Below are 22,645 nucleotides of genomic sequence, written 5' to 3' on the forward strand. Positions count from 1 at the left end.
CTGCCCGACGCCGCCGTGACGCCGGCCGCCCCCGTGCCGGAGGTGCCGGGCCTCGGCCCGATCGCCCGCGTCGGCGACACCGACGTCGCCCAGCTGCGCCAGGCGATCGACTTCTACCGCAAGGGCAAGGTCGCCGACGGCGACCGCCTGCGCGACGGCTTCTCCGATCCGGCGGCGCGGGCGCTGCTCGAATGGGTCGCGATCCGCGCCGGCGCCGGCATCGGCTTCGAGCGCACCGTCGCCTTCACCCGCGCCAACCCGGACTGGCCGGCGGGCGCGCTGCTCCGCCGCCGCGCCGAGGAGGCGTTGCTCACCGAGCGCAGGAATCCGGCGACGGTGCGCGCCTATTTCGGTGCGACCCGGCCGGCGAGCGCGCCGGGCAAGTTCGCCCTAGCGCTGGCGTTCAAGGCGGACGGGCTCGATGCGGACGCCGCCGACCTCGTCCGCGACCTGTGGCGCTCCGAGACCTTCGGCCGCTCGCTCGAGGCCAGGGTCGCCGACGCCTTCCCGGGCGTGCTCACCCGCATCGATCACCGCTACCGCATGGAGCGTGCGCTCCTGAAGGAGGACTGGGAGGCGGCCGGCCGGGCCGCGACCTATGCCGGCGGCGCCTATGCCAGCCTGGTGCGGGCGCGCCGCGCCGTCGAGGACAAGAGCTCCGGGGCCGCCTCCGCCCTCGCCGCGGTGCCGCCGTCGCTGCGCAGCGACAGCTCCTACATCCTGTCGCGGGCGCAGTTCCTGCGCCGGGCCGACAAGCCGGCCGAGGCGGCGGCCGTGCTGGCGACCGCGCCGAGCAACCCGGACGTGCTCGTCGACGGCGACGAATGGTGGGTCGAGCGCCGCATCGTCGCGCGCAAGCTGATCGACCTCGGCGACGCCAGGACCGCCTACGCGGTGGCGAGCGCCAACTCGGCCCGCACGGTCGAGAAGCGGATCGAGGCCGAGTTCCACGCCGGCTGGATCGCGCTCCGCTTCGGCAGCGACCCGGAGGCCGCGTCCCGCCACTTCGCGCTCGCCGCCGGCATCGCCGAGACGCCGATCTCGATCGCCCGCGCCGCCTACTGGCAGGGCCGGGCGGCCGAAGCCCTCGGGCAGGCCGATGCGGCCAAGGGGTTCTACGAGACCGCGGCGCTGCAGCCGATCGCCTATTACGGGCAGCTCGCCCGGGCCAAGCTCGGCCAGACCAGCCTCGCGCTGCGCGCGCCCGCCGACCTCGACGGCCCGGCCCGCGCCGCCTTCGACGACCGGCTCTGCATCCGTGCCCTGCGCCTGCTCGGGGCGGCCTCGCTGAAGGAGCTGGCGCTTCCGCTCTACATCGACACCGCGCAGCGCCTCACCGATGCGCGCGAGGTGCAGGCCCTCGGCGACCTCGCCGTCGAGATGAAGGACGCCCGCGCCCTCGTCGCCGTCGGCAAGCTCGCGGTGCAGCGCGGCCTGCCGCTCGACGCGCACGCCTACCCCACCATCGGCATCCCGACCTACGAGGCGTTCGGCTCGGTGCCGCTGGTTGAGAAGGCGATGGTCTTCGCGATCGCGCGCCAGGAAAGCCAGTTCGACCCGCGGGCGCAGTCCGGCGTCGGCGCGCGCGGCCTGATGCAGATGATGCCGGCCACCGCCCAGCGCACCGCGCGACGCGTCTCGGCCGCCTACGACCCGGACCGGCTCGGCACCGACGCGATCTACAGCGCGCGCCTCGGCCAGGCCCATCTCGGCGAGCTGATGGAGGATTGGCGCGGCTCCTACATCCTCGCCTTCGCCTCCTACAACGCCGGCGGCGGCAACGTGAAGAAGTGGATCGACGCCTACGGCGATCCGCGCAAGGGCGAGGTCGACGCGATCGACTGGGTCGAGCGCATCCCGTTCACCGAGACCCGCAACTACGTCCAGCGGGTGATGGAGAACCTGCAGGTCTACCGCACCCGCCTCGACGGCAAGAGCGCGCTGCTGATCGACGGGGACCTTCATCGCGGAGCGCGGTGAGGGGGGCGCGGGCGGCCGACGTGCCCGAACGGCGAAGCACGGTTCGACGACCCGACCGCGACCGTCCTGAAACCCGACCCGTCAGTCCGGGGCCGCGCAGCCGAGCCCGGAACCTAGAACCGCCAGCGAAGCTGTCCGAATCGACCGTCGACGCCCTTTTGGGTCGGCTCGGCGGTTCGGGATTCCGAGCTCGCCTTCGGTGCCCCGGAATGACGGGTCGGGTTTGGCGAACGAGCCGCCCCGATCGGCGCAATTCGACCCGTCCGCAAGTCGATGCGGGAGACGAGCCCCATCGCCCGATCGCATGGGGGTCCGACGAAGACGACCCCTGGATGGCGGGCACGCCCGTCACCCAGAGGCTTGGCCTGCTGCTTCGACTGCCTCAGGACCAACGCGATGGCCCGAGCCCGCCCGGCCCGAGCCGGGCGGGAGGCGCGCTCAGAACTCGCCGCCGAGCCCGGCCCGCACCCCGTGGCCGCCGTCGCCGCCATAGGCGTAGCCTACGTTGATCGCCAGCGGCACGGCGGTCGGCAGGCGGTGCGAGAGTGCCGCGCCGCCGGCCCACTCGCCGCGATAGGTCGCGCTGTTGAGGACCCAGGTGGTGCGGCCGGGTGCCGAGGGCATCGACGCGGTCGGCATCGCCAGCGCCGTGGCGACGCCCTGGCGTGCCTCGCGCCGGGTCTCGGTGGTGTATTGCGACAGGGCGTTCGTACGCGATTCCAGCGCGCCGACACGGGACTCGACGCCGCCGATCCGCCCTTCCGCCGAGTCGAGGCGGGAGCCGAGGCCGGCGATGGTGCTCGGGCCGTAGCCGGAGGTCGCGAGGTTGCCCGCCGCGTCGGTGGTCACGAACTGCGTCGCGCCGTTCTGGGCCGCGGCGCTCTGCGCCGACGTGATCCCGCCGAGCGTATAGGTGTTCGAGCCGTTGCCGATCGCGACTTGGTTCGTGCGGGTGGTCTGCGCGCCGGGACCGATCGCGATGGTGTTGGCCTGCGTCGCCGAGGCGCTGCGGCCGATCGCGATGGAGCCGTCGCCGGCCGCGTTCGCCTCGGTCCCCAGGGCCGTCGCGCTCACGCCGCCCGCCGTGGCGCCGTAGCCGGCCGCGAGCGCGTCAGCGCCGCCGGCGACCGGGAGCGGGAACTGGCTGACGTTGTTGCCGCGGATCGGCAGGTTCTCGGCGTTCGACAGCCGCAGCTCGATCGCCGCGATGCGGGCCGGATCGTACACGGTGCTGCCGCCGCCGCCGCCGGGTCCGGCTCCGCCGCCCGTGCAGGGATTGCAGGCGGTGCCGCCCGTCGTGCCGGTTCCGGTTCCGGTGCCGGCGGTGGTCCCGGTTCCGCCGCCGACCGACACGCCGACGGATCCGATCGTGCCGCCGCCGACCGTGGCGCCGACCCCGGCGATCGTGCCGCCGCCGACGGTGGCACCGACCGTCGCGACCGATCCGCCGCCGACCGTCGCTCCGACGTTGGCGACGGTACCGCCGCCGACGGTGGCCCCGACATCCGCGACCGATCCGCCACCGACGGTTGCACCGACATTCGCGACCGATCCGCCGCCGACCGTTGCGCCGACGGTCGCGAGGTTGCCGCCGCCGAGGGTCGCATCGACCGTCGCCAGGCTTCCGGCGGTGCTGTTCACGGCCGTGGTCACCGTATCGAGCGCCCCGCGCAGGACCTGGGCCTCGGCCAGGCCCGGAGTTCCGAGGAGCAGAACGCTTCCGAGCAGCGGGATCGCGATCGTGCTGCGCGAGCGGGCCGCTTCGCGACGCGGCGCAGGGGTGGACGTGCGCGCGGAGGCGCGGTTCTGGCGACGAGACATGGAGGCACTCCGACAGGGAACCACGCCGGGAGGCTGCATCGTGCCGAGAACACAACGCACGAGATCCATTGCATGGCTCATGCAATCTGAGCGGGAATGCTTAACGATAGTTTGAAGTTACAACCGAGAGTTGCTTTTCTTCGCGTGGGTTCAGCGCGCGCCCGACCGTCCGCATTCGGCGCGGCGACCGCTTGCGCGCAAGAGCTTCGGGACGAGATGGGATGACGGGGAGCGAGCCGCGGCGGCCGAGCAGACGCTGCCGCCCTGCGCGGGACGTGATCCCGCTCGCAGCAACCGTCCGACGCAGGAGGCCGATCTCAGCGCCGGCCGCCGCCGCCCTTGTATTTCGGCTTCTGGCCGCCGAGCCCTTGCGTCGAGCGCGGCTTCGGCCGCTCCACCCAGGCGACGGCGCTCGCCGGCAACTCCCGGTCGGTGCCCGGCCCCATGTTGTCGAGGCTCGGCTTCGAGATCCGCGTGCCCGAGCCGCGCGGGGCCTTGCGGCCGTATTTGCCGGCATCGCGCTCGACGTCGGCCTGGCGCGCCATCGGGTCGTCGGAGATCATCAACTCGGTCGCCTGGAGCCGCTTCAGCTCGTCGCGCAGGCGCGCGGCCTCCTCGAAGTCGAGATCGGCGGCGGCGGTGCGCATCCGCTTCTCGAGATCGGACATCACCGCCTTGAGGTTGTGGCCGACGGTGATCTCCGCCATCCCGGTATCGACCTGGACGTGATCGCGCTCGAACACGCTGCTGAGGATGTCGCTGATCCCGCGCTTGACGCTCTGCGGGGTGATGCCGTGCTCGAGATTGTAGGCGAGCTGCTTCTGGCGCCGGCGCTCGGTCTCCGCCATCGCCCGCTCCATCGAGCCGGTGATCTGGTCGGCGTAGAGGATGCAGCGCGCGTCGGCGTTGCGGGCGGCGCGTCCGATGGTCTGCACCAGCGAGGTCTCGGAGCGCAGGAAGCCCTCCTTGTCGGCGTCGAGGATCGCGACCAGCGCGCATTCCGGGATGTCGAGGCCCTCGCGCAGCAGGTTGATGCCGATCAGCACGTCGAAGGCGCCGAGCCGCAGGTCGCGGATGATCTCGATGCGCTCCAAGGTGTCGATGTCGGAGTGCATGTAGCGCACGCGCACCGAGTTCTCGTGCAGGTACTCGGTCAGGTCCTCGGCCATGCGCTTGGTCAGGGTGGTGACCAGGGTGCGGTAGCCGGCCTGCGCCACCTCGCGGACCTCGCCGAGCAGGTCGTCGACCTGGGAGCGGGCCGGGCGGATCTCGATCACCGGGTCGACGAGGCCGGTCGGGCGGATCACCTGCTCGGCGAAGACGCCGCCGGTCTGCTCCATCTCCCACTTGCCGGGGGTGGCCGAGACGTTGACCGTCTGCGGCCGCATCGCGTCCCATTCCTCGAAGCGCAGCGGGCGGTTGTCGAGGCAGGAGGGCAGGCGGAAGCCGTACTCCGCGAGCGTCGCCTTCCGCCGGAAGTCGCCCCGGTACATGCCGCCGATCTGCGGAACCGTGACGTGGCTCTCGTCGGTGAAGACCAGCGCGTTGTCGGGCAGGTACTCGAACAGCGTCGGCGGCGGCTCGCCCGGCTTGCGGCCGGTGAGGTAGCGCGAATAGTTCTCGATGCCGTTGCAGGCGCCCGTCGCCTCGATCATCTCGATGTCGAAGGTGCAGCGCTGCTCGATCCGCTGGGCCTCGATCAGCCGGCCCATCCGGGTCAGCTCCTCGACGCGGCCGTTGAGCTCGTGCTTGATCCCCTTGATCGCCTGCTGCAGCGTCGGCCGCGGCGTGACGTAGTGCGAGTTGGCGTAGACCTTCACGAACTTCAGCTCGTTGATCTTCTTGCCGGTCAGCGGATCGAACTCGACGATGCTCTCGATCTCGTCGCCGAACAGGCCGATGCGCCAGCCGCGGTCCTCCAAGTGGGCCGGCCACAGCTCGATCACGTCGCCGCGCACCCGGAAGGTGCCGCGGGCGAAGTCCGCCTGGATGCGCTTGTACTGCAGCGCCACCAGGTCGGCGACGAGCTGGCGCTGCTCGATCTTCTCGCCGAGCGTCACCGTGAACGACATCGCGGTGTAGGTCTCGACTGAGCCGATGCCGTAGATGCACGAGACCGAGGCGATGATGATGACGTCGTCGCGCTCCAGCAGGGCGCGGGTCGCCGAGTGCCGCATCCGGTCGATCTGCTCGTTGATCGAGGATTCCTTCTCGATGAAGGTGTCCGAGCGCGGCACGTAGGCCTCGGGCTGGTAGTAGTCGTAATACGAGACGAAATACTCGACCGCGTTGTCGGGAAAGAAGCTCTTGAACTCGCCGTAGAGCTGCGCCGCCAGGGTCTTGTTCGGCGCCAGGATCAGGGCCGGGCGCTGCGTCTCCTCGATGATCTTGGCCATCGTGAAGGTCTTGCCCGAGCCGGTGACGCCGAGCAGCACCTGGTCGCGCTCGGCCGCGTTCACGCCCTTGACCAGCTCGGCGATGGCGGTGGGCTGGTCGCCGGCCGGCGTGAACTCGGATTCGAGGCGGAACGGCTTGCCGCCCTCGGACTTCGCCGGGCGGTCCGGCCGGTGCGGCACCCAGGTCTGCCCGTCGCGGAACAGCGGGTTTCCCTCCTCGAGCAGGCGCTGCAGGGCGTCGACCGTGGCGGAGACGCCGTCGGCGGCGAGCGGGGCCTGGTCCGGCTCGCCCTCGGGGGCCGGGCCGTCCTCGGGTGGGGTCATGCCGAGGGCCTGGGCCAGCGCCGGATCGACCTCGGCGCCCGGTGCGACGGTGAAGCCGCGCTGCGGCGTCTCGCCGAAGCCGGCGGGCTCGGTCGTCGCGCCTTTGGCCGTCGGTTTCGCCTTGGCCTTCGCCGGCTTGCGCTGGCCCGGCCGCGGCAGCTCGGCCGGCCGCTCGGATTTGACCTGCGGCGTGCGGGCGAGGGCGGGGCTCAGCAGCTGCGCCAGGAACGGATCGAGCGGCTGCACGTCCGGCCGGTCGGCCTTCCCGGTCGCTGAGACGTGCCGGGGCTTCTTGGGAATTGCCATGTGCCAAATATGGCGCGGCCCAGGGCCGGACGGAAGAGGCCCGACGGTCGCTGCCGGCATCCCGCCCCGATACCAGGAGCTCATAAACCGTTCGCCGCTATCAACGGCTGGGGTCGTCCGCCGCAATGCCGCCGGCTTGCGCGATCACACGCGAGCCGTGGGCGGCAGGCCGGCCTGACCGCTGAAAGCTGATGGGATGATGAACTTCGTTCTGGGAGCCGTGGCCGGGGCGCTGATCGTCGGCATCGCGGCGATCGCGGCGGCGCGGAACCTGGAGATCCAGCAGCGGCTCGGCCTGTTTCCGGCCGCGCCGATCACGCTGATGGCGGCCCCTCAGCGGCCGGAGCCGATCTGCCCGCCGCCGCCCGCGGTGGGGCCGACGATCGGAACGCAGGACATGCTGTTCAACAAGCGCCGGTTCTGGTCGGTCGCGCCCTGACCCAACAGCGATGGCCGACGGTGCGCATTCGCTAGCGAGCCTCGGCTCAGACGCTGCTCAGCAGGAACATCAGGATCGTCGTGGCCGCCGTGGTGCTGAGGAAGCCGCACAGGGCGGCGGCGAAGGACGGGCCGGTGGCGGCGGTGAAGGTCTGGGTTTCGGTGGTCATGACGGCTGGCCTTGTCGGCGACGTGCTGCGTCGCGTTCGATGGGACGATGCTCGGAACGGAGAAGCTTTGCGGTGCGAACGCGCACCCGGTCAGTCGCAGCGGTTGACTTGCTTGGCGATGCGAAGGTTTCGCAGCTCGGTGCGAAGATCGATCGCGACGACGCCGGCACCGCAATCCTCGAAGGCATCGCGGGCCTCGTTGTAGCGGTCCCCGATCTCGTCGAGGGTGTCGCAGACCCGATCGTGGTTGCCGAGGCGGGCTTCCTGACGGGCCTGGTAGCGGAGGGCGGACGCCTCATCGACCTTGGCGCGGCCTTCGAAGCAGGAGGGCGCGGCGAATGCCGGGCCGAGGCAGAGAACGAGGCCGAACGCGGCCAGTATCGTGGTCTTGGTTCGGGTCATGGGCCACCGTGAAGACAATCACGCGAGCGGTACGCTGGAAGAGGCAAAGTATTCGACCGGTGTCGTTCAACCCCCAGTCACGTGCGCTCAACGGCGGAGCTAGGCCGATGGTTCCGCTTTCGCTGCGCTGCGGCCGCGGCGCGAAACCAGGATCGCGGCGAGGTCGACCGGCGCGAAGCCCTGCGCGTCGACGCCAACGTCGTACTGCTTGGGCGCGGCACGGAGCTGCCCGTGCGAATGGCCGTGCAGATTGAGAACGCCGCGGCCGATGCCGTTCCAGGTGCGGAAGGCGTAGTGGCACAGCACCAGGCCACGGCCGTCCACCGCGATCTCGGCATAACGCGCGATCGAGGTCCAACCCGGCGCATCGAGCGTATCGGGCCCGTCGTTGTTGCCGACGATCAGGTGCTTCTCTCCGTTCAGGCCGGCGAGGATCGCGTGGACCCGCTCCCGCGGCGGCCCGAGGGCGAAGTCTCCGAGATGCCAGACGGTGTCGTCGGGCGCGACGACGCGATTCCACGTCGCGATCAGCGCGGCATCGTGCGCGGCGAGGTCGGGAAACGGCCGGCGGTCGAGCCGCAGGATGCGCGGGTCGCCGAAATGCGTATCGCTCGTGAAATAGACCGCCACCGCCCGCCTCGCCGCGCCAGACCGCACGCGGTCTCCTGTCTGATCCGGCCCGCCTCGCGCAAGGGGCGTCGGGATCGGTGCGACACCCAACCCTGTTTCGGCGAAGCGCCGGAACGGGGCTTGCGTGCCCCGGAGCGGAAAGCTAAGACCCGCGGACCCTTCGGGGTGTCGGCGGCCCAACGGCATGCCGACGCGAGAGCGGACGTGACGGAGTATAGCGCAGCCCGGTAGCGCACCTGTCTGGGGGACAGGGGGTCGCAGGTTCAAGTCCTGCTACTCCGACCAACAAAACGGGACGTCGGTCGAAGGATCGATGTCGCCGCTCTGAGGAAAGGCCGGGGCCGAGCAGGCCCCGGCCTTTTTTCGTGGTCGTGGGGCCGGCCGTTCGGGTCCGCGTTCCGAGAGGCCTTGGGGACGCGGAAGCCTCGAAGGCGCCCGCCGGAGGCCGCGTGATTTTCCAGACACCCCGTCCGAGGCCCGATCGCGCGGACGCCTCCGGACGAGGGCTGACTCCCGAAGCGTCGAGCCTCAGCTCTTCTTTCGGAACGCGTCGAGGCTGACGACCTCGGCGCTGGCCTCGTTGCCGTCGGCGTCCTTCTTCGCCGCCTTGGCCGCGACGCGCGGCTCCTTCTCGTCCGCCTTGCCGCCGTTCTGCGCGGCGGGGAGGGCGGGTATGGTCTTCGGCGCGGTGCTGCCGATCGCCGCCAGGCCGGTGCCGGGCGTGACCGATTTGGGCTTCATCTCGGTCGGCTCGGAGGCCGCGCCGCGCGGGCCGGCCTTCGCGTTGCTCGGGGCGGGCTCCTCGCCGGAGGCCTCCGCCGTCTCGTTGAGGTCGAACTTCAGGCCGAACTGCACGGACGGATCGAAGAACCCCGACAGCGCATCGAACGGCACCAGCAGCCGCTCGGGAACGCCGGAGAAGGACAGCCCGACCTCGAAGCTGTGCTCGGTGACGCCAAGGTCCCAGAACTGGTGCTGCAGGACGATCGTCATGTCCTGCGGGTACTTCTCGCGCAGGGCCTGGGACATCCGCACGCCCGGGGCTTCGGTGCGGAAGGAGACGTAGAAGTGGTGCTCCCCCGCCAAGCCCTCGCGGGCGGCGTCGGTGAGCACCTTGCGCACGACGCCGCGGAGGGCGTCCTGAACCAGGAGATCGTAGCGGATCAGGTCGTCTGCCATCTGCGGTCGCTCTGTGCGGTCTGCCCGACGACCTGTCGCGCGGGACGCGCACCAAATCGGATGAGGAAGGAAGGCGGCTTCCGTCGCCGGAGGCCGGGTATCGAGCGGCCGACGCGCGGAACCGCGTCAGGCTGCCGACCACCGCGCCGGCGGACCCGTCCGGCCGTCCCGCCCGGCAGCGCCATCGTGTCCGAGGGCGGGGGGCTACGGCGAACGGAACGGATCCGATAGGTTCGAAGTGACCGGCGCGTCGCGAAGACCGTTCGTCGCCGTTCCGGCCTTTCGACCGGTGAGAAGAACATAGTGGGGATCGCCGCGGTTTTGAAGCCCGATCATGGTGTCCTGCCCATCGAAGCCGCCGCACCGTCCGAACCGGACCGGCGATGGGTCGCGGCCGGCCGCCTCGGCGTGAACCTGGTCGTGCTGGCCGGCATGCTCCTGCTCTACCTCGCGGCGGCGAGCCTGATGTCGTTGGCCGCGGTCCGGGTCGGCGCCGACCTGCTCGCCGGGATCGATCCGTTCCTCGACGCGGCGCGGCGGCCCTATCTCGGCGCCACCGAGCTCGCCCGCCGCGAGCTCGCCGTCGACGTGCTGCGGCAGGTCTTCCTCGCCGGCCTCGTCGTCGCGGTCGCCCTGCGCCGCGACGGCACCGGGTGGCGCAGAAGGCTCGCCCTCGATCGCGAGCGGCCGAACGGGATGCGGCCGCGCACGCTGCTGCTGATCCTGCTGCTGTGGCCGGCCGTGCACATCGCCTGGGTCACCGGCACCGCGGAGGCGTTCGGCGCGGCCTTCGGCAACGGCGTGCGCCTGTCGCCGATGCTGAGCCCGGCCGCCGTGGCGGCGTGGCTCGGCTACGTCGTGGTGCTGGCGCCCGCCGCCGAGGAGATGCTGATGCGCGGGGAAGGCTTCGCCGCCGCCCGGCGCTTCCTGCCGCCGGCCGCGACGATCCTCGTCACGGCATTGCTGTTCGCGATGGCGCACGTCTCGGCCTGGGGATTCGCCCGCCCGGTCTCGCTGGCGCCGCTGGCGCTGATGCTGGGCTGGCTGCGCTGGCGCACCGGCCGGCTCTGGCCGTGCATCGCGCTCCACGGCTGGAGCAACCTCGCGCTGATCGCCTACGTGCTGTGGCCGTGACGGCGCGTCAGGCGGGCCGGTTCGCCAGGGCTTCGCGCACGGTGCTCGCGACGGAGCCGTTGCGCAGGTCGCGCGGGATCAGGATCGCGTCGGGGAGGAGGTGCGAGGCATCGCCCGACATCTCCTCGTAGAGATCGCTGGCCAGGACGATGCGCAGGCCCGGGCGCAGGGCGCGGGCCTCGACAGCGAGCCGCGAGCAGCAGAGCGCGCCTTCGAGCCCGACATCGGCGACCAGCACGTCGACCGGAAGGCCGAGGACGAGGACGGTGAGGGCGTCGACGCCGCTGTCGCAGGCCGTCGCCTGGAAGCCCGCGCGGCGGACCTGATTGGAGACCTCGTCACGCCAGCGCTTCTGCCGGCCGGCGACGAGAACCTGGATCCCGTAGCAGCCCCCTGCGGGCTGGGTCGGGCTCACGAGCGTCGTTCCGCTGGTGGGTTGCGGCATTCCGCGTTCGACTCGGCGTTCGCGTTGCATCGCAGCATGCTAGGCCGGGAAGCAGCGGTCGCGCAAGCCCCACGCCGCGTTTGCGCCGTATTTCTGAGCGCAGCCGCCCAGGAAGCAGGCATGCGCCGGGATCGGGCAGGCGGTTGACCGAGGCCGGGCCGGCGGGGCAACAGGGCCGCGTCGCGGGCGACGCCGCGAGCGCACGGAGATGATTTCGATGTCGTCCGCAAAATCGCCCCCCGTCTCCCCCCTCGCGCCGGCCTCGACGCCGGCGCTGCCCCCGATCCGCGGCGTCGCCCTCGCCACCGCGCAGGCCGGGATCCGCTATTCCGGCCGCACCGACGTGCTCTATGTCGGCCTCGACGCCGGCACCGCCGCCGCCGGCGTGTTCACCCGGTCGCGCTGCCCGTCGGCGCCGGTCGACTGGTGCCGCGAGGCGCTCGCCGGTGGCGCGGCGCGCGTGCTGGTCGTGAACTCCGGAAACGCCAATGCGTTCACGGGATCGCGCGGCCGGGATGCGGTCGCGCTCACGGCACGGATCGCGGCCGCCGCGGCCGGCTGCGCCGAGACCGAGGTGTTCATCGCCTCCACCGGCGTCATCGGCGAGCCGCTGGACGCCACCAAGTTCGAGGGCGTGCTCGCCGATTGTGCCGGGCGCACGGTGCCGGGCGCCGAGGCCTGGGAGGCCGCCGCCCGCGCGATCATGACCACCGACACCTTCCCGAAATGCGCGACGCGGACCGCCGAGATCGACGGGGTCGCGGTCACGATCAACGGCATCGCCAAGGGCGCCGGAATGATCGCGCCGGACATGGCGACGATGCTGGCCTTCGTCTTCACCGACGCGGCGCTGCCGCAGCCGGTGCTGCAGGCGATGCTGGCGGAGGGCACGGGCAAGAGCTTCAACTGCGTGACGGTCGACGGCGACACCTCGACCTCCGACACGCTGATGCTGTTCGCCACCGGCAAGGCCGCGACCGCGCCGGTCGCGGACGCCGCCGACCCGCGGCTCGCGGGCTTCCGCGCGGCGCTGGACGACCTGCTGATCGAGCTGGCGCAGCTCGTCGCCAAGGACGGCGAGGGCGCCCGCAAGTTCGTCACCGTCGAGGTCGGCGGTGCCGAGAGCGACGCCTCCGCCCATCGCATCGCGATGTCGATTGCCAACTCGCCGCTGGTGAAGACGGCGGTCGCGGGCGAGGACGCCAATTGGGGCCGCGTGGTGATGGCCGTCGGCAAGGCCGGCGAGCCCGCCGACCGCGACCGCCTCGCGATCTGGTTCGGCGACGTGCGCGTGGCGGTGGCCGGCGCCCGCGACCCGGATTACAGCGAGGATGCCGCGAGCGCCGTGATGCGCGAATCCGACGTCACCGTCCGCGTCGATCTCGGGCTCGGAACGGGCAAGGCGCGGGTCTGGACCTGCGACCTGACCAAGGGCTACATCGAGATCAACGGGGATTACCGCTCGTGAGGCGCCTCGCGATCGCCCTGACTTCCGGCTTCTGCCTCCTGGGGTCGCCGGCTCGCGCCGACGATGCCTGCGCGCGCCGGATCACCGTGACCGGGCGCGCGCAGGCCACTCAGGCACCCGACTTCGCGACCGTCGTCATCGGCGTCGAGGCCAAGGCGCCCAACGCCGCGGCGGCACTCGATGCGTCGTCACAGGCGGTCGGCGGCGTCGTGGCGCTGGCCGGGCGACTCGGCGTGCCGACGGGCGACGTCGGCACCGCGGCCGTCGTGCTGGAACCGGCGACGCGGACCGTGACGCGACCGGACGGTACGCGGCAGGAGCAGCCGGACGGTTACCGCGCGACGAACCGCGTCAGCGTGCAGCTCGCCGATCTGGGCCGCCTCGGCGACCTGCTGCGACAGGCTCTCGATACGGGGGCGAATAGGATCGATGCGATCACCTTCGGGCTGAAGGATCCCCTGGCCGTTGAGAACCGCCTTCGGGTGGAGGCGACGCGCGACGCGCGGTCCCAGGCCCAGGCGTTGGCGGAAGCGGCAGGCGCCAAGATCGGCGGCCTCTGCCAGCTCGCCGTCGGCCATGGGCAGCTGCCGGATGCGGCGCAGGCCTTTCGCTTTTCCGCAGGATCGCGGTTTGACGCCAAGCGTGTGCCGATCGAGGCCGGGCTGATCGCGAGTCAGGCCGAAGCGACGGCTTCGTTCGCGGTGGAACCATGACGGCGCCGGTGCGCCTGCTGCTCGTGGTCGCCGTGGCGTTGGTCGATCACGACGGCCGCGTGCTCGTCAGCGAGCGGCCGCCCGGCAAGCAGCTGGCCGGCCTGTGGGAGTTTCCCGGCGGCAAGGTGGAGGCGGGCGAGCGCCCCGAGGCGACGCTGATCCGCGAGCTGGCTGAGGAGATCGACATCCGGGTGGAGGAGCCGTGCCTGGCGCCGCTCACCTTCGCGAGCCACGCCTATCCGGACTTCCACCTGCTGATGCCGCTCTACGTCTGCCGGCGCTGGAACGGCACGCCGCGCCCGCTCGAGGGCCAGGCGATCAAGTGGGTGCGCCCGCGCGACCTGCGCGAGCTCGCGATGCCGCCGGCCGACGAACCGCTGATCCCCTACCTGATCGACCTGCTCGGCCCTTGAAAGCCTTAGCGGAAGCCGGCCACGCGGCGGTCGCGCTTGCGCTCGGCCGCCGGCTGGTAGGCGATCTGGGCGTGATGCGTGCAATAGGGCAGCCCGGTGATCGAGCGGGCGCCGCAGAACCCGAATTCCGGCGTGGTCGGGTCGCCGATGGGCCAGCGGCACATCGATTCGCGCAGATCCATGATCGTCACGCGCTGCGAGGCGGCGAGCGCCACCGGCTCGGGCGCGGCGGCCGGAACCGGAAAGTCCGGCGCGGGCCGGTGCGCAAGGATCGCCACCGGCTCGGGAGCCTCGGCCTCGACCACGGCGATCGCCGTCTCGATCTCGACTTCCTGCGCCGGCTTGCGCCGAGCGGCCGCGACGTCCTCGGCCGGCTTGATCACGCGGCCCGAGAGGCCGAGCCGGTGCACCTTGCCGATCACCGCGTTGCGGGTGACGCCGCCGAGCTGCGCCGCGATCTTGCTCGCGCTCTGGCCGTCTTCCCACAGCTGGCGCAGCAGCGTCACGCGCTCGTCCGTCCAACTCAAGATTGTGTCCATGGTCTCGCCCCTCCCGATCTAGACCCGCGGACTGCCCCGGTCCCCCGCAGTCAAGGCGCGGATCGGGCGCGACCTTTCCCCGCTGACCGGCTGGTCCCGAAAGTCGGGACGAGGCCGGTCCGAAGCCCGTCGTGCGCGCCGCTGGTCATAGCCGCCATACCCCCCCTGAGGCATCCGGCGACGAGGGCAACCTACAGGACCGTTCTCCGCCGATGCAAGGCCGGCGGAAGCGGAGCCGTGGCTGTCCACCGCCCATTGTCCGGGCGGCGACGACCGCGGTTCCCGCGTGCCGGGTGTGACCCGGCCGCATCACCGCCGGCCGCAAGGCCGCGTTGCGGTCGCCCGGCCGGAACGCTAGTATGGTCAAGCTCGTTCGCATGCCGGGACGGCCCGGATCGGGCGTGGGATTTTTTGACGATGTCGCGTCGATACGGTTGGCTGCGCGGGTGCCTCGCCCTCGCTGTTGCGGCCCAGCTTGCCGCCTGCTCCTCGGTGCCGAGGATTCCGTACACCGCCGCCGAGGCGGCGGTCGCGGGCGTGCCGGGCATTCCCGGCGCCCGCGTGTTCTCGGACGCCTCGGTCGAGACCTTCACCGAGATGGCGTCGACGCCGCAGAACAAGCGCCAGGGCTTCAGCTACCTCGCCCTGTCCGGCGGCGGCGGCGACGGCGCCTACGGCGCGGGTGTGCTGAACGGCTGGTCGGCCTCGGGCACGCGGCCGGAATTTTCGCTCGTCTCCGGCGTCAGCACCGGGTCGCTGATCGCGCCGTTCGCCTTCCTCGGCTCGTCCTACGATTCCTACCTCACCGACATCTACACCAGCGGCATCGCCAGCACCCTGGTGCAGAGCCCGAGCGTCGTGAACGTGCTGTTCGGCTCCGGCCTGTTCGGCGACGGCCGCCTGCGCAACCTCGTCGGGCGCTACGTCAACGCCGACCTGCTCGCCGCCATCGCCGCCGAGCACACCAAGGGCCGCCGCCTGCTGGTGGTGACGACGAACCTCGACAGCCAGCGCGCCACGATCTGGAACATGGGCGCCATCGCCGCGAGCGGCGCGCCAAACGCGCTCGACCTGTTCCGCGACGTGCTCACCGCCTCGGCCAGCATCCCGGCGGTGTTCCCGCCCCAGCTCATCGACGTGCAGGCCGAGGGGCGCGCCTTCCAGGAGCTGCACGTCGACGGCTCGGTGGTGACGCCGGTCTTCACCCTGCCGCAGGCGCTGCTGCTGCGCGACAAGCGCCTCGCGACCGGTCAGAAGGGCCGGATCTACGTCATCATCAACGGTCGCCTCGAGCCCGAGTTCGACGTGGCGCAGAACAACACCCTGGCGATCGTCGGGCGCTCGTTCACCACGGCGAGCCGCGCCCGCAGCCGCCAGACGCTGGCGGCGACCTACGCCTTTGCCCGCGAGAACGGCGTCGGCTTCAACCTCACCTACATTCCCGAGGACGGCCCCAAGCTGACGACGCCGGACGGCTTCGACACCACCTACATGCGCAACCTCTACGAGGCCGGCTTCGAGCGCGCCAAGACCGGGCGGTTCTGGGAGAGCACCGTGCCGGCCGCGCCGTTGACCAAGGCGATCGCCAGCGCGGCGACCCGGTAGGCCTCGGCGCGCTCGCACATCGTGCTGCAGTGCGGTAGGGAGTGGGGGAGCGCCCCCGCTCCCGGCCCGTGACCCCCCATCATGCTGCAGATCGAAGACCTCACCTTCAACATGTGGGGGCGGCGCTTCTTCACGAAGGCCAGCGTGGCGATCCCGCCGGGGGCCAAGGTCGGCATCGTCGGCCGCAACGGCGTCGGCAAGTCGACGCTGTTCAAGATCATCCTCGGTGCGTTCCAGCCGGATTCCGGAACGGTGTTCCTACCGAAGACGGCGCGCATCGGCTCGGTCGACCAGGAGCACCCGGCGACGCCGGTCAGCCTGATCGACACGATCCTCGCGGCCGACGTCGAGCGCGACGGCCTCTATGCCGAGCTGGAGACCGCCGAGCCCGAGCGCATGGGCGAGATCTACGGCCGGCTGATCGAGATCGACGCCGACCGGGCGCCCGCCCGCGCCGGCGAGATCCTGGCCGGCCTCGGCTTCTCGGTGGCCGACCTCGAGCGGCCGATGTCGGAGTTCTCCGGCGGCTGGCGGATGCGGGTGGCGCTCGCCGCCGCCCTGTTCGCCGCCCCCGAGATGCTGCTGCTCGACGAGCCGACGAACTATCTCGACCTCGAAGGCGCGCTCTGGCTCGAGGCGCGGCTCTTGCGCTACCCGCACTCGGCGCTGATCATCAGCCACGACCGCGAGCTGCTGAACAACTCCGTCGACGCGATCCTGCACGTCGCCAACGGGCAGCTCGAGCTCTACACCGGCGGCTACGACGACTTCGAGCGGCGCCGCGCCGAGAAGGCGAGGCTCCAGCTCTCAGCCAAGGCCAAGCAGGACGCCGAGCGCGCCCACCTGCAGAGCTTCATCGACCGCTTCAAGGCCAAGGCCTCGAAGGCCGCGCAGGCGCAGTCGCGGGTCAAGCGCCTGGCCAAGCTCGAGCCGATCGCCACCACGATCGAGGAGCACGTCGCGCCGTTCCACCTGCCGTCGCCGAAGCGCCCGCTGGCGCCGCCGCTGATGCACCTCACCGACGTCGAGGTCGGCTACGGCGACGATCCCGCGATCCTGCGCGGCCTGAACCTGACGCTCGACATCGACGATCGCATCGGCCTGCTCGGCGTCAACGGCGCCGGCAAGTCGACCTTCGCGAAGATGGCCGCCGGTGCGCTCGACATCCGCTCGGGGCGGATGACGCGCGAAGGGCGGGTGCAGGTCGGCTGGTTCCACCAGCACCAGATCGAGGCGATGGACCCGAAGGATACGCCGCTGGCCATCATCCGCCGCGAGCGGCCCGAGGACAGCGAGTCGGCCCGCCGAGGCAAGCTCGCGAGCTTCGGCCTCGCCTACGAGAAGCAGGAGACCACGGTCGATGCGCTGTCGGGCGGCGAGCGGGCGCGGCTGCTGCTGAACCTAGTGGCGATGCGGGCGCCCCACCTGCTGATCCTCGACGAGCCGACCAACCACCTGGACATCGACAGTCGCCGGGCGCTGCTCGACGCGCTGAACGACTACGAGGGAGCCGTCATCCTCATCACCCACGACCGCTCGCTGATGGAGCTCGTGGCCGACCGCCTCTGGCTCGCGGCTGACAACACCGTGAAGCCGTTTCCCGGCGACATGGACGACTACGCGAAGTTCGTCCTCGACCGCTCCCGCGCCGGCAAGAGCGCCCCGGGGCAGGGGCGCGAGAAGAAGGGCAAGAAGCGGGCTGCGTGATCCTTAGGCGGGATCATGATAGGGACGATCGAATACAGTCGATCGTTCCGCTGCGGCGCCGTCCGGCCGACGCTGTGCTTGAACAATCGCTTGGGCGGCCGATGCAATTCTCGTCCGCGGCGCTTACCCTATGTTAAGGCGCGCGCTGCCATAACCCCACCCCGTGCCCGCCGGCCTGCGGGTGGAGCGTCAGACCGATGAGTTTCGCCGCCAACGCCTACACGAGAACCGCGAACAGCGTCCTCAGCCCGCGCGAGGCGGAAGCCGCCGTGCTGATCAAGGCGGCGCAGCAGCTTCAGATGGTCAAGGACGACTGGACCAATCAGTCCGCCAACCTGAACAAGGCGCTGAACTTCAATCAGAAGGTCTGGACGCTCCTAGCGGGCGCCGCGACGGCGCCCGAGAGCCCGCTTCCGATCGCGATCAAGAACAACATCGGCCAGCTCTCGGTCTTCGTGTTCCGGCGGATCATCGACACGCTGATCGAGCCGGGCGCCGACAAGCTCTCGGCGCTGATCAACATCAACCAGCAGATCGCCGCCGGCCTGCGCTCCTCGTAGGCCGTGCCGGACCGGCGGCCGCGACCGGGCACGGGACGCAGCGCGTCCCGTCGCCTCGGCTTCGGCGACCCGGTCTCGACAGGCATGGCGACGCAAAAAAGGGCCGAGGCGCACAGCCCCGGCCCTTTCGTTCCGCTCGGCGTCACGACCGGCGGAGGCGCCGCTCACGCCTCGCGATCGACGGGCTTGTCGGCCGTCCTGCGCTCCGCCTGAGCCTCGGCGTAGGCGCGCGACCGGAGCACCGACACGTCCGGAAGCTGGACCAGCACCGCACCGGTGCCGGGATCGAGCACCTGATACACGACGCTCTTCGTATCCCGGTCGATGGTGATGCGCCGCTCGTCGTTGGTCCGATCCGACGCGGCGTCGCCGCGCGACCGTCCGTCATCGGAGACCGCAGCGCCGCTGCGATCGCTTCTGCCGATGTCGACGCGAACGGCCGGATAGAGCGCCACCGGAGCCGCCGCCTCGATGGGTCTGGCAGGCTGGACGACGGGCGGTGCGCTCAGGCGCGTCGGCGTCGGGGGTGTCACTTCGAAGGTACTCATCGCGCACCTCTACGGGTCCCGTTGCGGCATGAGACCAGAAGCCGTGCGGCGCGTGAATCGTATCTTAAGACTTCGCCCCGGTACCCGACTGAGCGGGATCATCCTGAAGAATCAGGCAACGACGCGGATCGAATTTTAACGGTTCGCCCCGGCATGCACCGCGTCCCCGGGGCCCGGTCGAGCGGATGCGAGGCCTTGGAAGCGATCCGCCCCCGCGCGCCTGTCGGCGGGCGGGGGCGGAGCGCTCGGTCATGCGTCCCGGAGTGGCTCCGTCACTCGGCGACGTCGACGTAGAGCTTGCCGCCCTCGGCCAGGAACTCGCGCGACTTCTCCGCCATCCCGGCCTCGCGCTCGGCGCTGGTGAGGATCGGCGCTGTGTTGAGCACCTCGCCGGCGGCCTCCATCGCCAGCACCTCGGCGCGCAGGTCCTGCGTGATCTTCATCGAGCAGAACTTCGGCCCGCACATCGAGCAGAAATGCGCGACCTTGTGGGCGTCCTTGGGCAGGGTCTCGTCGTGGTAGGCGCGCGCCGTGTCCGGGTCGAGGCCGAGGTTGAACTGGTCCTCCCACCGGAAGTCGAAGCGGGCCTTCGACAGGGCGTCGTCGCGCAGCTGCGCCGCCGGGTGGCCCTTGGCCAGATCCGCGGCGTGGGCGGCGATCTTGTAGGTGATGACGCCGGTCTTCACGTCGTCGCGGTTGGGCAGCCCGAGATGCTCCTTGGGCGTGACGTAGCAGAGCATCGCGCAGCCGAACCAGCCGATCATCGCCGCGCCGATGCCGGAGGTGATGTGGTCGTAGCCCGGCGCGATGTCGGTGGTCAGCGGGCCGAGGGTGTAGAACGGCGCCTCGCCGCACTCGGCGAGCTGCTTCTCCATGTTGACCTTGACCTTGTGCATCGGCACGTGGCCCGGCCCCTCGATCATCGTCTGGCAGCCCTTGTTCCAGGCGATCTTGGTCAGCTCGCCCAGCGTCTCGAGCTCGGCGAACTGCGCCGCGTCGTTCGCGTCGGCGATCGAGCCGGGGCGGAGGCCGTCGCCGAGCGAGAACGAGACGTCGTAGGCGCGGCAGATGTCGCAGATCTCCTCGAAGCGCTCGTAGAGGAACGATTCGCGGTGCCCGGTCAGGCACCAGCGCGCCATGATCGAGCCGCCGCGCGACACGATGCCGGTGACGCGCCGCGCGGTGAGCGGCACGTGGGCGAGGCGGACGCCGGCATGGATCGTGAAGTAGTCGATGCCCTGCTCGGCCTGCTCGATGAGCGTGTCCTTGAACACCTCCCAGTCGAGCTTGAGCGGATCGCCGCCGACCTTCTCGAGCGCTTGGTAGATCGGCACCGTGCCGATCGGCACCGGCGAGTTGCGGATGATCCACGAGCGGATGTTGTGGATGTTGCGGCCGGTCGACAGGTCCATCACCGTGTCGGCGCCCCAGCGGATCGACCAGACCAGCTTCTCCACCTCTTCCGCCGCCGACGAGGTGACGGCCGAGTTGCCGATGTTGGCGTTGATCTTCACCAGGAAGTTCCGGCCGATCGCCATCGGCTCCAGCTCGGTGTGGTTGATGTTGGCCGGGATGATCGCCCGGCCGCGGGCGACCTCGTCGCGCACGAACTCGGGCGTGATGAACGGCGGCACCGAGGCGCCGAAGCTCTCGCCATCGGCGAGCGCCGCGTGCGCCCGGTCGAGCATCTGCTCGCGGCACAGGTTCTCGCGGTGGGCGACGTAGATCATCTCCTCGGTGACGATCCCGGCGCGGGCGAACTCGTACTGCGTCACCATCTGGCCCGGGCCGGCCTTGCGGATCGTCCGCTCGGCGGGGCAGGGGGCCACCAGCTTGTCGGCCGGCACGAAGCCGTTGTCCTCGGGCTTCACGATGCGCGGCTGCACGGCGGCGTAGTCGCGCTTGGCGATCCACGGGTCACGCAGGGTCGGCAGGCCCTTGGCGAGGTCGATGCGGGCGTCGGTCTCGGTGTAGGGGCCGGACGGGTCGTAGACCCGCACCGCCGGCTCGTTCGGGTCGGTCAGCACGATCTCGCGGAACGGCACCCGGATGTCCTCCCGGCCGGCCACGCTCGCGTAGACCTTGCGCGAGCCGGTCACCGGACCCGTGGTCACGGTCTCGGGACTTCCCTTGACGTCTTTGGACAGGACGGGCGCGTTCATCGAGTGGGTCTCCCGGCTTTGGGGCGACCCGGCACGCGTCGATGGAGATGCGATGAAGCGGCAGACGCCGGGATCGGCGCCGCAGGTTCCCGTCCCTCCGCCGGTACGAGCCGGATCAGGTTCAAGGGTCAGGACGTCGCGTCCACTCTCAGCCCCCGGTTGCGGGGCCCCCCTCGGAATGGTTCGAATCTCCGCGTGCCGCCGGACTTTGTCAATGCGTGCGGCAGACCATGCTGGGACGGACGGCTGCCGGCGTCGCCGCGGAACGGTTAGGGTCCGGCCGCGAGACCCGGCGGAGACCCATGCGCATCCTGCTCGTCCTGGCGGCCGCCGCCATCGTCTTCGGCGGCCCCATCGCCGCGCTGGCCGTCTTCCAGCGCAACCTCATCTACCCGGGCGCCTTCATCGCCGGCCCGCGCGCACGCCTGCCGGTGCCGCCGGGCACCGAAGCGATCTCGCTCGTCACCGCCGACGACGAGCGCCTGCATGCCCTGTGGCGGGCGCCGCGCCCCGGCTGCGGCGTCGTGGTCAGCTTCCACGGCAACGGCTCGCGCCCCGAGCCCGCGGCCGCGCGCTTTGCCGCCGCGCCCTGGTCCGGCGCCGGATGGGGCGTGCTGGCGATCGCCTATCGCGGCTATCCCGGATCGACCGGCACGCCGACGGAGGAGGGGCTGATCGCCGACGGGCTCGCGGCCGTCGCCGAGGCCGCGCGGCGGGCGCCCGGCGCTCCGATCCTGCTGCACGGTCATTCCCTCGGCGCCGCGGTCGCGGTCGCCGTGGCGGAGCGGGTGCCGCATCTCGGGCTCTACCTCGAGGCGCCGTTCGATTCGCTGCCCGGCATCGTGCGCCTCGCCTTCCCCTACGCGCCGACCACCCTGCTGAGCGATACCTGGCGCTCCGATGCGCGCATCGCGCGGGCCGGCGGGCCGGTGCTGATCGTCCACGGCACGGCGGACGGCGTCGTGCCGGTGAAGCTCGGGCGCCGCCTCGCCATCGCGGCGGGCGCGAGCGCCCGCTTCGAGGCGGTCGCCGGCGACCACGTCTCGGTGCTCGGAACCCGCGATCGCCTGGCCGAAACCCTGTTCGGCGACCGCGTCCGGCCGGGCTGCCCGGCGCTCGCCGCAGCGACGCCTTGACGCCGCGCCGCGGTTTTCCCGCAATCCCATATCGCCGGTCGGACCCGATGCGAACGGAGGCGAGGCGGTGGGGCGACGCGAGCGGCGCTGGCGCGAGGACGATCCCGAGACGCAGGCGCGCAGCCCCGAGCCGGTGATCTGCCCGCTCTGCGAGCGCCCGATCCCGCCCCGCGCCCGCTCGAGCCTGCATCACCTCGTGCCGAAGCTGAAGGGCGGCACCCACGGCACCACCGTGCGGCTGCACCAAGTCTGCCACTCGGCGATCCATGCCCGGCACAGCGAAGCCGAGCTCGCCCGGCGCCTCGCCGACGTCGGCGCGCTCCGCGCCGAGCCGGAGATCGCGCGCTTCATCGCCTGGGTGCGGACCAAGCCCGACGACTTCCACGCTGCCACGCGGATGACGCGGGACCGTCGCTCGGCCAAGCGCAAGAGCTGACGCCGGGCCCCGGAGCGGATTCACCCCGCGTTCGCCATGCCGCGCGATGGCGCTGCGGGGCTCAGGCGGCCTTTACGCATCCCGCCCAAGGGTTGCGGCGACGGGGCGACCGGGCGGAGGCGGTGATGGCGGG

General features: G+C 71.4%; 21 protein-coding genes, 1 tRNA gene and 1 riboswitch. Of the genes, 12 read left to right on the plus strand and 10 right to left on the minus strand.

The window, feature by feature from the left end:
- On the plus strand, window positions 1-1,980 hold a 1,980-nt coding region (locus FV230_RS10220; protein WP_147842291.1), incomplete at its 5' end, for a lytic transglycosylase domain-containing protein.
- Window positions 1,981-2,418: 438 nt separating this feature from the next.
- Here the strand turns inward: FV230_RS10220 and FV230_RS10225 are convergent.
- On the minus strand, window positions 2,419-3,801 hold the full coding sequence (locus tag FV230_RS10225; protein ID WP_246694814.1) for a hypothetical protein: 1,383 nt from the start codon (window positions 3,799-3,801) through the stop codon (window positions 2,419-2,421).
- A gap of 317 nt (window positions 3,802-4,118) precedes the next feature.
- Entirely contained in the window at window positions 4,119-6,827 is a 2,709-nt protein-coding gene (uvrB, locus tag FV230_RS10230; protein ID WP_147842292.1) for an excinuclease ABC subunit UvrB, read from the minus strand.
- Between the two features lie 196 nt (window positions 6,828-7,023).
- Here uvrB and FV230_RS10235 point away from each other — a divergent pair, with 196 nt between their 5' ends.
- Window positions 7,024-7,266, plus strand: a complete 243-nt coding sequence (locus tag FV230_RS10235; protein WP_147842293.1) for a hypothetical protein — start codon at window positions 7,024-7,026, stop codon at window positions 7,264-7,266.
- 46 nt (window positions 7,267-7,312) lie between these two features.
- Here the strand turns inward: FV230_RS10235 and FV230_RS31215 are convergent, their stop codons facing one another.
- The 3 genes from FV230_RS31215 to FV230_RS10245 form a co-directional block, all read right to left on the minus strand.
- Window positions 7,313-7,435: a hypothetical protein gene (locus tag FV230_RS31215; RefSeq protein ID WP_279596406.1), complete on the minus strand. Its 123-nt coding sequence runs from the start codon at window positions 7,433-7,435 to the stop codon at window positions 7,313-7,315.
- 90 nt (window positions 7,436-7,525) lie between these two features.
- Window positions 7,526-7,837: a hypothetical protein gene (locus tag FV230_RS10240; RefSeq protein ID WP_147842294.1), complete on the minus strand. Its 312-nt coding sequence runs from the start codon at window positions 7,835-7,837 to the stop codon at window positions 7,526-7,528.
- A 99-nt stretch (window positions 7,838-7,936) separates the two neighbouring features.
- Window positions 7,937-8,467 carry a metallophosphoesterase gene (locus FV230_RS10245; RefSeq protein WP_147842295.1) on the minus strand — a complete coding sequence of 177 codons (531 nt, stop codon included), beginning with the start codon at window positions 8,465-8,467 and terminating at the stop codon, window positions 7,937-7,939.
- Between the two features lie 208 nt (window positions 8,468-8,675).
- On the opposite strand from FV230_RS10245, the gene FV230_RS10250 reads away from it, so the two are divergent.
- Window positions 8,676-8,752: transfer RNA gene (locus FV230_RS10250), tRNA-Pro, on the plus strand.
- A 243-nt stretch (window positions 8,753-8,995) separates the two neighbouring features.
- On the opposite strand, the gene FV230_RS10255 is transcribed toward FV230_RS10250, so the two are convergent.
- On the minus strand, window positions 8,996-9,646 hold the full coding sequence (locus FV230_RS10255; protein WP_147729109.1) for a ClpXP protease specificity-enhancing factor SspB: 651 nt from the start codon (window positions 9,644-9,646) through the stop codon (window positions 8,996-8,998).
- A gap of 321 nt (window positions 9,647-9,967) precedes the next feature.
- Here FV230_RS10255 and FV230_RS10260 point away from each other — a divergent pair, with 321 nt between their 5' ends.
- Window positions 9,968-10,780: a CPBP family intramembrane glutamic endopeptidase gene (locus tag FV230_RS10260; protein ID WP_246694815.1), complete on the plus strand. Its 813-nt coding sequence runs from the start codon at window positions 9,968-9,970 to the stop codon at window positions 10,778-10,780.
- 7 nt (window positions 10,781-10,787) lie between these two features.
- Here FV230_RS10260 and FV230_RS10265 read toward each other — a convergent pair whose 3' ends face one another.
- Entirely contained in the window at window positions 10,788-11,225 is a 438-nt protein-coding gene (locus FV230_RS10265) for a histidine kinase (protein ID WP_147729923.1), read from the minus strand.
- Window positions 11,226-11,442: 217 nt separating this feature from the next.
- On the opposite strand from FV230_RS10265, the gene argJ reads away from it, so the two are divergent.
- From argJ to FV230_RS10280, 3 genes are read left to right on the plus strand one after another with little or no spacing between them, the layout of a single operon-like run.
- Window positions 11,443-12,693: a bifunctional glutamate N-acetyltransferase/amino-acid acetyltransferase ArgJ gene (gene argJ / locus FV230_RS10270; protein ID WP_147842296.1), complete on the plus strand. Its 1,251-nt coding sequence runs from the start codon at window positions 11,443-11,445 to the stop codon at window positions 12,691-12,693.
- The gene (locus FV230_RS10275; protein ID WP_243984277.1) at window positions 12,690-13,406 is read left to right on the plus strand and encodes an SIMPL domain-containing protein; all 717 of its coding nucleotides are present in this window, start codon (window positions 12,690-12,692) and stop codon (window positions 13,404-13,406) included. Before argJ ends, FV230_RS10275 begins: the two co-directional genes overlap by 4 nt.
- Window positions 13,403-13,819 carry a (deoxy)nucleoside triphosphate pyrophosphohydrolase gene (locus FV230_RS10280; RefSeq protein WP_147727255.1) on the plus strand — a complete coding sequence of 139 codons (417 nt, stop codon included), beginning with the start codon at window positions 13,403-13,405 and terminating at the stop codon, window positions 13,817-13,819. Before FV230_RS10275 ends, FV230_RS10280 begins: the two co-directional genes overlap by 4 nt.
- 5 nt (window positions 13,820-13,824) lie before the next feature.
- On the opposite strand, the gene FV230_RS10285 is transcribed toward FV230_RS10280, so the two are convergent.
- Window positions 13,825-14,358, minus strand: coding sequence for a GcrA family cell cycle regulator (locus FV230_RS10285; protein WP_147842297.1), 534 nt, complete (start codon window positions 14,356-14,358; stop codon window positions 13,825-13,827).
- A 417-nt stretch (window positions 14,359-14,775) separates the two neighbouring features.
- Between FV230_RS10285 and FV230_RS10290 the strand changes: the two genes are divergently transcribed.
- The 3 genes from FV230_RS10290 (at window position 14,776) to flaF (ending at window position 18,230) form a co-directional block, all read left to right on the plus strand.
- A complete protein-coding gene (locus FV230_RS10290; RefSeq protein ID WP_147842298.1) occupies window positions 14,776-15,963 on the plus strand; it encodes a patatin-like phospholipase family protein in 1,188 nt (395 codons plus the stop codon).
- A gap of 81 nt (window positions 15,964-16,044) precedes the next feature.
- Window positions 16,045-17,670 (plus strand): ABC-F family ATP-binding cassette domain-containing protein, encoded by a 1,626-nt coding sequence (locus tag FV230_RS10295; RefSeq protein WP_147842299.1) that lies wholly within the window; start codon window positions 16,045-16,047, stop codon window positions 17,668-17,670.
- Between the two features lie 197 nt (window positions 17,671-17,867).
- Complete coding sequence (gene flaF, locus FV230_RS10300) at window positions 17,868-18,230, plus strand: flagellar biosynthesis regulator FlaF (RefSeq protein ID WP_147727251.1); 363 nt, start codon at window positions 17,868-17,870, stop codon at window positions 18,228-18,230.
- Window positions 18,231-18,394: 164 nt separating this feature from the next.
- On the opposite strand, the gene FV230_RS10305 is transcribed toward flaF, so the two are convergent.
- On the minus strand, window positions 18,395-18,778 hold the full coding sequence (locus FV230_RS10305) for a hypothetical protein (protein WP_147842300.1): 384 nt from the start codon (window positions 18,776-18,778) through the stop codon (window positions 18,395-18,397).
- A 272-nt stretch (window positions 18,779-19,050) separates the two neighbouring features.
- Window positions 19,051-20,940 (minus strand): phosphomethylpyrimidine synthase ThiC, encoded by a 1,890-nt coding sequence (gene thiC, locus FV230_RS10310; protein WP_147842301.1) that lies wholly within the window; start codon window positions 20,938-20,940, stop codon window positions 19,051-19,053.
- A 75-nt stretch (window positions 20,941-21,015) separates the two neighbouring features.
- Window positions 21,016-21,124: riboswitch (TPP riboswitch) on the minus strand.
- 118 nt (window positions 21,125-21,242) lie between these two features.
- Between thiC and FV230_RS10315 the strand changes: the two genes are divergently transcribed.
- A complete protein-coding gene (locus FV230_RS10315) occupies window positions 21,243-22,076 on the plus strand; it encodes an alpha/beta hydrolase (protein ID WP_147842302.1) in 834 nt (277 codons plus the stop codon).
- Window positions 22,077-22,143: 67 nt separating this feature from the next.
- Entirely contained in the window at window positions 22,144-22,512 is a 369-nt protein-coding gene (locus FV230_RS10320; protein ID WP_147842303.1) for an HNH endonuclease, read from the plus strand.
- Window positions 22,513-22,645 lie beyond the last annotated feature (133 nt).

It is taken from the genome of Methylobacterium sp. WL6 (genome assembly GCF_008040095.1).
In the GTDB taxonomy this organism is placed as follows: Bacteria; Pseudomonadota; Alphaproteobacteria; order Rhizobiales; family Beijerinckiaceae; genus Methylobacterium.